7 protein-coding genes and 1 tRNA gene are annotated in these 9,786 nt (G+C 68.3%); all 8 read right to left on the bottom strand.

The annotated features are described in order from the left end of the window. Positions 1-2,408, bottom strand: a 2,408-nt coding sequence (lon, locus tag CH341_RS23460) for an endopeptidase La (RefSeq protein WP_111421408.1), incomplete at its 3' end; no start/stop codon positions are given. A gap of 313 nt (positions 2,409-2,721) precedes the next feature. Then, positions 2,722-3,990 (bottom strand): ATP-dependent Clp protease ATP-binding subunit ClpX, encoded by a 1,269-nt coding sequence (clpX, locus tag CH341_RS23455; RefSeq protein WP_111421407.1) that lies wholly within the window; start codon positions 3,988-3,990, stop codon positions 2,722-2,724. 441 nt (positions 3,991-4,431) lie between these two features. Beyond that, the gene (locus CH341_RS23450) at positions 4,432-5,061 is read right to left on the bottom strand and encodes an ATP-dependent Clp protease proteolytic subunit (RefSeq protein WP_111421406.1); all 630 of its coding nucleotides are present in this window, start codon (positions 5,059-5,061) and stop codon (positions 4,432-4,434) included. Positions 5,062-5,399: 338 nt separating this feature from the next. Beyond that, complete coding sequence (tig, locus tag CH341_RS23445; protein ID WP_111421405.1) at positions 5,400-6,755, bottom strand: trigger factor; 1,356 nt, start codon at positions 6,753-6,755, stop codon at positions 5,400-5,402. A gap of 87 nt (positions 6,756-6,842) precedes the next feature. Next, a tRNA-Leu gene (locus tag CH341_RS23440) sits at positions 6,843-6,927 on the bottom strand. Positions 6,928-7,124: 197 nt separating this feature from the next. Beyond that, positions 7,125-7,523, bottom strand: a complete 399-nt coding sequence (locus CH341_RS23435) for a response regulator (RefSeq protein WP_111421404.1) — start codon at positions 7,521-7,523, stop codon at positions 7,125-7,127. Further along, positions 7,520-8,794, bottom strand: coding sequence for an ATP-binding protein (locus CH341_RS23430; RefSeq protein ID WP_111421403.1), 1,275 nt, complete (start codon positions 8,792-8,794; stop codon positions 7,520-7,522). The genes CH341_RS23435 and CH341_RS23430 overlap by 4 nt, the downstream gene beginning before the upstream one ends. 226 nt (positions 8,795-9,020) lie before the next feature. Continuing rightward, on the bottom strand, positions 9,021-9,786 hold a 766-nt coding region (locus CH341_RS23425; RefSeq protein WP_111421402.1), incomplete at its 5' end, for an NAD(P)H-hydrate dehydratase.

Genomic DNA, 9,786 nt, shown 5'->3' with positions numbered 1-9,786 from the left:
GCGGCGGCGGCGTCCGCCGGCGCCGGGGTCGCCGGGTGGGCCTTGTCGTCCCACTCGATCGGGTCCGGCACGCGGGTCAGCGCGCGGGCCAGAACCTCGTCCATCCGGGTGACCGGAACGATCTCGAGCTCGCTCTTCACGTTCTCGGGAATGTCGACGAGGTCCTTGGCGTTCTCCTCCGGGATCAGCACCGTCTTGATGCCGCCGCGCAGCGCGGCGAGCAGCTTCTCCTTGAGGCCGCCGATCGGCAGCACGCGGCCGCGCAGCGTGATCTCGCCCGTCATCGCGACGTCGCGGCGCACCGGGATGCCGGTCATCACCGAGATGATCGCGGTCACCATGGCGACGCCCGCCGACGGTCCGTCCTTCGGGGTCGCCCCCTCCGGCACGTGCACGTGGATGTCGCGCTTGTCGAACCACGGCGGCTCGATGCCGAAGGCGATCGCCCGCGAGCGCACGTAGGACGCCGCCGCCGAGATCGACTCCTTCATCACGTCCCGCAGGTTGCCCGTCACGGTCATCTTGCCGCGGCCGGGCATCATCAGGCCTTCGATCGTCAGGAGCTCGCCGCCGGCATCGGTCCAGGCGAGGCCGGTGACGACGCCGACCTGATCCTCCTCCTCGATCTCGCCGTGGCGATGCTTCGGAACGCCGAGATACTGGCCGAGGGTCTCGGACGTGATCTCGACGGTCTTCTTCTCCGACGTCATCAGCTCCTTGACGGCCTTGCGGGCCAGCGTCGAGAGCTCGCGCTCCAGATTGCGCACGCCCGCCTCGCGGGTGTAGCGCCGGATCAGGAGCAGGAGCGCGTCGTCGGTGATCGACCACTCCTTGGCGTCGAGCCCGTGCTTGGAGAGCGCGCTCGGGATCAGGTGCCGCCGCGAGATCTGGACCTTCTCGTCCTCGGTGTAGCCGGCGATCCGGATGATCTCCATGCGGTCCATCAGCGGCGCCGGGATGTTCAGCGTGTTCGCCGTGGTGATGAACATCACGTTGGAGAGATCGTAGTCGACCTCCAGGTAGTGGTCGTTGAAGGTCGAGTTCTGCTCCGGATCGAGCACCTCCAGCAGCGCCGACGACGGATCGCCGCGGAAGTCCGAGCCCATCTTGTCCACCTCGTCGAGGAGGAACAGCGGGTTCGACGACTTCGCCTTGCGCATCGACTGGATGATCTTGCCGGGCATCGAGCCGATATAGGTGCGCCGGTGACCGCGGATCTCGGCCTCGTCACGCACGCCGCCGAGCGACACGCGCACGAACTCGCGGCCCGTGGCCTTGGCGATCGACTTGCCGAGCGAGGTCTTGCCGACGCCGGGCGGGCCGACGAGGCACAGGATCGGGCCGGTCAGCTTGTTGGCGCGGCTCTGCACGGCCAGGTACTCGACGATGCGCTCCTTGACCTTCTCGAGGCCGAAGTGATCGGTGTCGAGGGTCTCCTGCGCGACCGTGAGATCCTTGCGGACCTTGCTCTTCTTGTTCCACGGGATCGACAGCAGCCAGTCGAGATAGTTGCGCACCACCGTCGCCTCGGCGGACATCGGCGACATCTGGCGCAGCTTCTTCAGCTCGTGCTGCGCCTTCTCCCGCGCTTCCTTCGAGAGCTTGGTCTTCTTGATCTTGTCCTCGAGCTCCTGCAGCTCGTCGCGGCCGTCCTCGTCGCCCAGCTCCTTCTGGATCGCCTTCATCTGCTCGTTGAGGTAGTACTCGCGCTGGGTCTTCTCCATCTGCCGCTTGACGCGGGTCCGGATGCGCTTCTCCACCTGCAGGACGGAGATCTCGCTCTCCATCAGGCTGAGCACCTTCTCCAGGCGCTCGGTGACCGTGGTGGTCTCGAGGATGAGCTGCTTGTCGGGAATCTTGACGGCCAGGTGCGACGCCACCGTGTCGGCGAGCTTGGCGTAGTCGTCGATCTGCTGGACGACGCCGACGACCTCGGGCGACACCTTCTTGTTGAGCTTCACGTAGCCTTCGAACTCGGTCACCACCGAGCGGGCCAGGGCCTCCGCCTCGACCTTCTCGCCGACATGGTCGACCAGCACGTCGGCCTCGGCCTCGTAGTAGTCGCTGCGGTCGGTGTAGCGCACGACATGAGCGCGCTCCGTGCCCTCGACCAGCACCTTCACGGTGCCGTCCGGGAGCTTGAGGAGCTGCAGCACGCTGGCGAGCGTCCCGACCTCGTAGATCGCGTCCGCGGCCGGATCGTCGTCGGAGGCGTTCTTCTGGGTGGCGAGCAGGATGTACGAGTCGGACCGCATCACCTCCTCGAGGGCGCGGATGGACTTCTCGCGCCCCACGAAGAGCGGCACGATCATGTGCGGGAAAACCACGATGTCGCGCAGCGGCAGCACCGGGTAGGCCCGGACCTCTCCGGGCTGGGGCAGCACGCGCGGCTTGGCAGGTGTGGTCATGGTCCGATCCTTGTTGTTCTGGAAACCCCTCCGTCGCGACCCGATGCGTGGCATCGTGACGGAGTGTCGTGGACCGGGAAGGGAGCGCAGATCGGTCTAGACTGGCACTGCGCGCCGCGGCGGGGACGAGACCCCTGCCCGGACATCGGCTCGAACGCCTCACTCGACTGTCGGACGTCCGCCTGACTTAGGTGGAGAGCCGTCGGGGGCGTGTCAAGGAACCGAGCACGCACCCGACGGACGCGCCGTCGGCGGCTTTCGTCCCGCCGGCGCATTCCCCGCGCGCCGGCGTTCCTATCGCTGTGGCGGGCGCTCAGGCGCTCGCGCCGGCATCGCCGGCTGCGCGGTCGGCATAGATGTACAGCGGCCGGGCCGTGCCCTCGACCACCTCGCGCGAGATCACCACCTCCTCGACGCCCTCCAGGCTCGGCAGGTCGAACATGGTGTCGAGCAGGATGCTCTCCATGATCGAGCGCAGGCCGCGCGCCCCGGTCTTGCGTTCGATCGCCTTGCGGGCGATCGCGCCGAGCGCCTCCTCGGCCAGCGTCAGGTCGATGTTCTCCATCTCGAACAGCCGCTGGTACTGCTTGACCAGGGCGTTCTTCGGCTCGAGCAGGATCCGCTTGAGCGCCGGCTCGTCGAGATCCTCCAGCGTCGCGACCACCGGGAGGCGGCCGACGAACTCGGGGATCAGGCCGTATTTCAGCAGATCCTCGGGCTCCACCTCGCGGAAGATCTCGCCCGCCTTGCGGTCCTCGGGCGCCAGCACCCGGGCGGCGAAGCCGATCGAGGTCGAGCGCCCACGTCCCGAGATGATCTTCTCGAGGCCGGCGAACGCGCCGCCGCAGACGAAGAGGATGTTGGTCGTGTCGACCTGCAGGAACTCCTGCTGCGGATGCTTGCGGCCGCCCTGCGGCGGCACCGACGCGACGGTGCCTTCCATGATCTTCAGCAGCGCCTGCTGGACGCCCTCGCCCGACACGTCGCGGGTGATCGAGGGGTTGTCCGACTTGCGGCTGATCTTGTCGATCTCGTCGATGTAGACGATGCCGCGCTGCGCCCGCTCGACATTGTAGTCGGCGGCCTGCAGCAGCTTCAGGATGATGTTCTCGACGTCCTCGCCGACATAGCCGGCCTCGGTGAGGGTCGTCGCGTCCGCCATCGTGAACGGCACGTCGAGGATGCGGGCGAGCGTCTGCGCCAGCAGCGTCTTGCCCGAGCCGGTCGGCCCGATCAGCAGGATGTTCGACTTCGCGAGCTCGACGTCCTGGTGCTTGGTCTGGTGGTTGAGCCGCTTGTAGTGATTGTGGACCGCGACCGACAGGACCTTCTTGGCGTGGTCCTGGCCGATCACGTAGTCGTCCAGAACCTTGCGGATCTCGCGCGGGGTCGGGATGCCGTCACGCGACTTCACCAGCGAGGACTTGTTCTCCTCGCGGATGATGTCCATGCACAGCTCGACGCACTCGTCGCAGATGAAGACCGTCGGTCCTGCGATCAGTTTGCGAACTTCGTGCTGGCTCTTGCCGCAGAACGAGCAATACAGCGTATTCTTGGAGTCGCTCCCGCCAACCTTGCTCATTCTTCACTCTCCACAGGTCCGCCGCATCCGCGCGAGCGCGTTGCGTGCGAGTGTGACATTGAGGACCCGTCGTGCCTGAAACCTAGCAAACTCGTCACCTTCCGCCAGTGGATCGAGGGGACCGATCTGCCCGTGAACCCAACGAAACACGGTACGACCCGGACAATCAAGATTCCACTAAAGATCGAAGCCGGCCGTCCGGGCCATTGTTCCGTCGCAACGACGGTATCCATGCAAGACGTATTCCAGTGCATGGCTCCACGAGTCGGAACCGTGGAGCCGAATCGTGGCGAAATCGAAGCGTCCGGAGAGTCCCGTCCCGCAGCCCATGCTGCACCGCAGCAGGACCTTCCGATCGATTCCGCGTATCGCCGTCCGGGTCGCGATCCGGACGTTCGGCCGAAGCGGCGGCCGCAGCCGCCGATCCGGCCCGGGGCCCGGTCAGGGCTTCTCGGGCTCTTCCGGCCGCCGCTCGATGACGCTGTCGATCAGCCCGAAGTCCTTCGCGCCCTCGGCGGTGAAGAACTGGTCGCGCTCCAGCGCCTCCTCGATCTTCTTGATCGGCTGGCCGGTGTGCTTGACGTAGATCTCGTTGAGCCGCTTGCGGAGATTCAGGATCTCCTGGGCGTGGATCATGATGTCCGAAACCTGGCCCTGGAAGCCGCCGGACGGCTGGTGGACCATGATCCGGGCGTTCGGCAGGGCGAAGCGCATGTCCTTGCGGCCGGCGGCGAGCAGCAGCGAGCCCATCGAGGCGGCCTGGCCGGTGCACAGCGTCGACACCGCCGGGCGGATGAACTGCATCGTGTCGTAGATCGCCAGGCCGGACGTCACCACGCCGCCCGGCGAGTTGATGTACATCGCGATCTCCTTCTTGGGGTTCTCGGCCTCCAGGAAGAGAAGCTGCGCGACGATCAGGGTCGACATCCCGTCTTCGACCACGCCGGTGACGAAGATGATGCGCTCCTTCAGGAGCCGCGAATAGATGTCGTAGGCGCGCTCGCCCCGGTTGGTCTGCTCGACCACCATGGGCACGAGGTAATTCATGTAGGTGTCGACGGGATCGCGCATGTGCTCAACCTTGCCAGTGATTCGGGCCGACGCTGGTCGGCGCCGGAGGCCGCCCGAGGGACCGCGCGCCGGGTGCAGCGCACAGGATCACAGATATATGCTGTTGCGCCGGCGACAAGACTCCGTCGGCGAGCTTGCTTTACGGGACGCTGCCGCGCCGCGCCAGCGGCACCGGGCCGGCAGGCGCCACGGCGTGTCGACAGGCACGGCCCGGACCCGGCGAGGCCGTCGCAGAACGCTGCTCCAGCCCTGATACGTCGTCCGACCGGTGTCGGATCGCCGCGCCGGAGCGAGAGCGCGCGGGCTCGCCCGCGCGCGTCCCGGGCGGCGGCGTCGCGTCAGGCCGCGGCCGGCTCGTCGTCCTTGAACAGCTCGTCCTTGGGGACGGACCGGTCCGTCACGGTGGCGAGCTCCAGGATGTAGTCGACCACCTTCTCCTCGAAGATCGGGGCGCGCACCGAGGCGAGCGCGGCCGGGGTCTTCCGGTAGAAGTCCCACACCTCCTGCTCGCGGCCCGGATACTGGCGGGCCCGCTCGACGAGCGCCCGCGAGATCTCCTCGTCCGTGACCTTGATGCCGTTCTTCTCGCCGATCTCGGCGAGCACCAGGCCGAGGCGGACGCGGCGGTCGGCGATGCCGCGATACTCGGCCTTCGCCTTCTCCTCGTCGGTGCCCTCGTCGGCGAAGCTGCGGTTCTGCGACTTGAGGTCGGAGACCACCGTCTCCCACACCGACTTGAACTCCTCCTCGACCAGGGTCGGGGGCGGCTCGAACTTGTGCAGCTCGTCGAGCTTGTCGAGGAGCTGGCGCTTCACCCGCTGGCGGCTCTGGGCGGCGTAGTCGGCCTTCAGCCGCTCGCCGATCGCCTCCTCCAGCTTGGCGAGCGATTCGAGGCCGAGCTTCTTGGCGAAGTCGTCGTCCATCGCGACCTCGCCGGGCGCCTCGACGGTCTTCGCCGTGACCTCGAACTCGGCGGTCTTGCCGGCCAGATTCTCGGCCATGTAGTTCTCGGGGAACGTCACCGTCACGGTGCGGGTCTCGCCCGCCTTGACGCCGACGACCTGGTCCTCGAAGCCCGGGATGAACTGCCCGGAGCCGATGACGAGCTGGATGTCCTCGCCGGTGCCGCCCTCGAACGGCTCGCCGCCGATGCGGCCGATGAACGAGATCGTCACCCGGTCACCGGTCTCGGCGGCCGCGCCCTCCGCCTTCGCCGTGAACGGCCGGTTCTGGTCGGCCAGCCGCTTGAGGGCGTCCTGGATCTCCTCCTGGCCGATCTCGGCGACCAGGCGCTCCAGGGTGATGCCCTTGAAATCGGCCAGCTCGATCGCCGGCACCACCTCGAGCTCCACCGTGTAGGAGAGGTCCGACTTGCCCTCGACGACGCCCTCGAGCTCGGTCTTGTCCTCGGGCATCTTCACCTGGGGGTCCATCGCGAGCTTGAACCCGTTGTCGGTGACGATCTTGGCGTTGGTCTCGCGGACCAGCTCCTCGATCGCCTCGGCCATCACGGCGCGGCCGTAGAGCTTGCGCAGGTGACCGACCGGCACCTTGCCGGGGCGGAAGCCGTTCAGCCGGACCTGGTCCTTGAGTCGGGCCAGCCTGTCGTTCAGCCGGGTCTCGAGATCGGAGGCCGGGACGACCACCCGGAATTCGCGCTTCAGCCCTTCGGCCGTGGTCTGGGTCACATCCATGTCGGGTCAGTCTCGTATGGTGGTCATCTGGGGCGGTCGCGCGCCACGCGCGGTCGCCCGGTCGGTCGGCGGCAGCGAGCCACGGCGTGGTGCGGGCGGAGGGACTTGAACCCCCACGACTTTCGTCACTGGAACCTAAATCCAGCGCGTCTACCAGTTCCGCCACGCCCGCCAAGGGCCGCTCGGCCTGCCGATCCTCCGAGCGGGCGGGCTTATATCACGCTCCCCTGCCCGCGCATCACAAAATTTGGGCATCGGTGGTCGCTGATGGCGCAGCGCGGCCCGCTCGCGCAGGCAGGCGGCCGCATGGCGGGCCCGCGCGGGCCGCGGAGCGAAGCGGAGCGGGACGGCTTTTTCGGGCGGCTCGGGTCAGTTCGCGGTGCCGTTGCCGCCCCCCATCAGCGAGCGAATCGTCTCGGCGATGGCGGAGGGCCGGTAGGGCTTCTTGAGGAACACGCTGCCGGGCACCTGGGAGGCGCGCTCGACCGTGTAGCCGGTGGCGTAGATGACGGGCAGCTCGGGCTTCTGCTCGCGCACCGTGGCGGCGAGGCGCCAGCCGTCCATCTCGCCGGGCAGGCGGATGTCGGTGAAGAGCACGTCGACGGTCTGGCCGCTCTCGATGATCGACAGCGCCGCCTCGGCGGTGTCGGCCTCAAGCACCGCGAAGCCCTGGTCGGTGAGCTCCTGGGAGATCATGTCGAGAACGAGCGGCTCGTCTTCCACGATCAGGACCGTGACGCCACCGATGACAGACTGTTGCTGGGTCATGGATACGCCGGAGCGTTCGTCAGAAGTCCGGAGGCGAAGCTGCGGGCGGCGAGAGGCGCGGCGGCCACCTGGGCGCGCGGCAGGAACAGCTTCACCGTGGTGCCCTCGCCCGGGCTGCTGTCGAGCACGGCGGTGCCGTTGGACTGGACGGCGAAGCCGTAGGCCTGGCTGAGCCCGAGGCCCGACCCCTCGCCGACCGGCTTGGTGGTGAAGAACGGCTCGAAGGCGCGGCTCGCGACCTCCTCGGGCATGCCCGTGCCGGTGTCCGACAGCGCGATCTCGATGTAGTCGCCCGCCGCGAGCCCGAGCTCCGCGACCAGCATGTCGCCGGCCGCGACGTTGCGGGTGGTCATCACCAGGTTCCCCCCCTCCGGCATCGCGTCGCGCGCATTGACGGCGAGATTGAGGATGGCGCTCTCCAGGGCGTCGGCGTCGACCCGCGTGGGCCACAGATCGAAGGTGAGGTTGCTGACGACCCGGATGTTGCCCCCGAGCGTCCGCCGCAGCGTGTCGGCGAGGTGCTCCAGCACATCATTGACGTTCATCACGTTGGGCGCAAGCGGCTGGCGGCAGCCGAAGGCGAGAAGCCGGTGGGTGAGCACGCCGGCCCGCTCGGCGCCGAGCGCGGCGCCGCGGATCGCCCGGGCGAGCTGGCGGGAGCCGTCCTGGGGCAGCAGCCGGCGGGCGCGCTCCAGATTGCCGATGACGGCGGTCATCAGGTTGTTGAAGTCGTGGGCGATGCCGGCGGTGAGCTGGCCGATCGCCTCCATCTTCTGAGCTTGCCGCAGCATGTCCTCGGCGCGGCGGCGTTCTTCGCGCTCGCGCTCCAGCGCCCGCAAGGCGAGGTCGCGCTCGCGGATCTGCAGGCGCAGCGCATCGACGGCGCGGCGCAGCTCGTCGGCGGAGGGAAGCTTGAGGGCCTTGGGGAGGAGCGGCCAGAGGACGATGGCGGTGGCGAGCGACGTGACGGCGGTGAGCGCTTTGACCAAGCCTTCGGCGGCGAAATGGGGGTACCAGACGGTCCAGATGTCGAGGAGATGGGAGGCGCCGCAGGCGACCAGGAAGATGGCGAAGGCCCAGGCGACCCAGCCGAACACCATGTCGGGTCGGCGCGATACGAAGACGGCGAGGACGATCGGAATCGACAGATAGGACAGCGCGATGATCACGTCGGAGACGACGTGGAGCGAGATCAGCTCGGGCCGCCACCCCATGCAGGCGCCGTGCGGGATCGATTCTCCCGTTTCCAACAGTGTTTGCAGATTGGTCATCCACCGCCTCCCGAAACCAACTTCCCCTCCGGACGATCGTCGCCCCCGACGATGTCCGGCCGTGCTCCGGTCACGAGGGCCCCACACCCCGCGTCCGGGAATCCACCGACCAATTATGGCAAGGTTGAGCCAACGGTCCGTGTCGCCACCGATTTCTGCTCCGGACCGAGTCCCGAAACGGGACACCCGGCACGGACGGCGGCCGAACCGCAGGGGCGAGCGCCCCTCATTGGAGGGCACCCGCGCAGGCAGCCGAAGGGGCCGCGAGCGGATCGAACAGACGCGCGTAAACACTCGGCATTTCTTCGGAAAGATCCTCTGAGACCAAACCCGGTCCGATGACGCATGCCGCCTCGCCGTGGAGCCAGGCGGCTGCCGCTGCGGCCGCGAAGGCGCCGACCCCCTGGGCGCACAGGCCGGCGATCATCCCGGTGAGGACATCGCCGGCTCCCGCAGTCGCGAGATGGGCCGGCGCATTGGTGTTGATCGCGGCACGCCCGTCAAGGTCCGCAATCACCGTATCGGCCCCTTTGGACAGCACCACGGCCCCGGCGACCCGCGCCGCAGCCCGGGTTCTCTCGAGCTTCGATACCGCTTCACGAACCTCGGGCAAGTGGCCGAATAGCCTCGCGAATTCTCCGTCGTGCGGGGTCAGGATCGTGGCCGCCCGACCGCGCCGCCGCAGTGCAGCGAACAAATCCTCGGGAGCACCGGAAAAGCTCGTCAACACGTCGGCGTCGAGCACCACGGCGCGGGGTCCGGCGAGCGCCGCGAAGGTCAGCTCGCGAGTCGCGGCGCCGACCCCGAGGCCCGGGCCGAGCGCGACCGCGTTGAACCGCCGGTCCTCCAGGGCCGCCGCCAGCGCCGCGGCGCCGTCCACCGGCCGCACCATCACGGCGAGAGTGCCGGCGGCGTTCACGGCGAGCGCGTCGGAGGGCGAGGCGATGGTGACGAGCCCTGCCCCGGCCCGCCGCGCCGCCCGGGCGGCGCGC

Origin of the sequence: Rhodoplanes roseus, from assembly GCF_003258865.1 — a bacterium.
GTDB classification, from domain to species: Bacteria; Pseudomonadota; Alphaproteobacteria; order Rhizobiales; family Xanthobacteraceae; genus Rhodoplanes; species Rhodoplanes roseus.
Note: the sequence above shows the minus strand (reverse complement) of the source record. Positions and strands in the feature narration are given on the sequence as shown.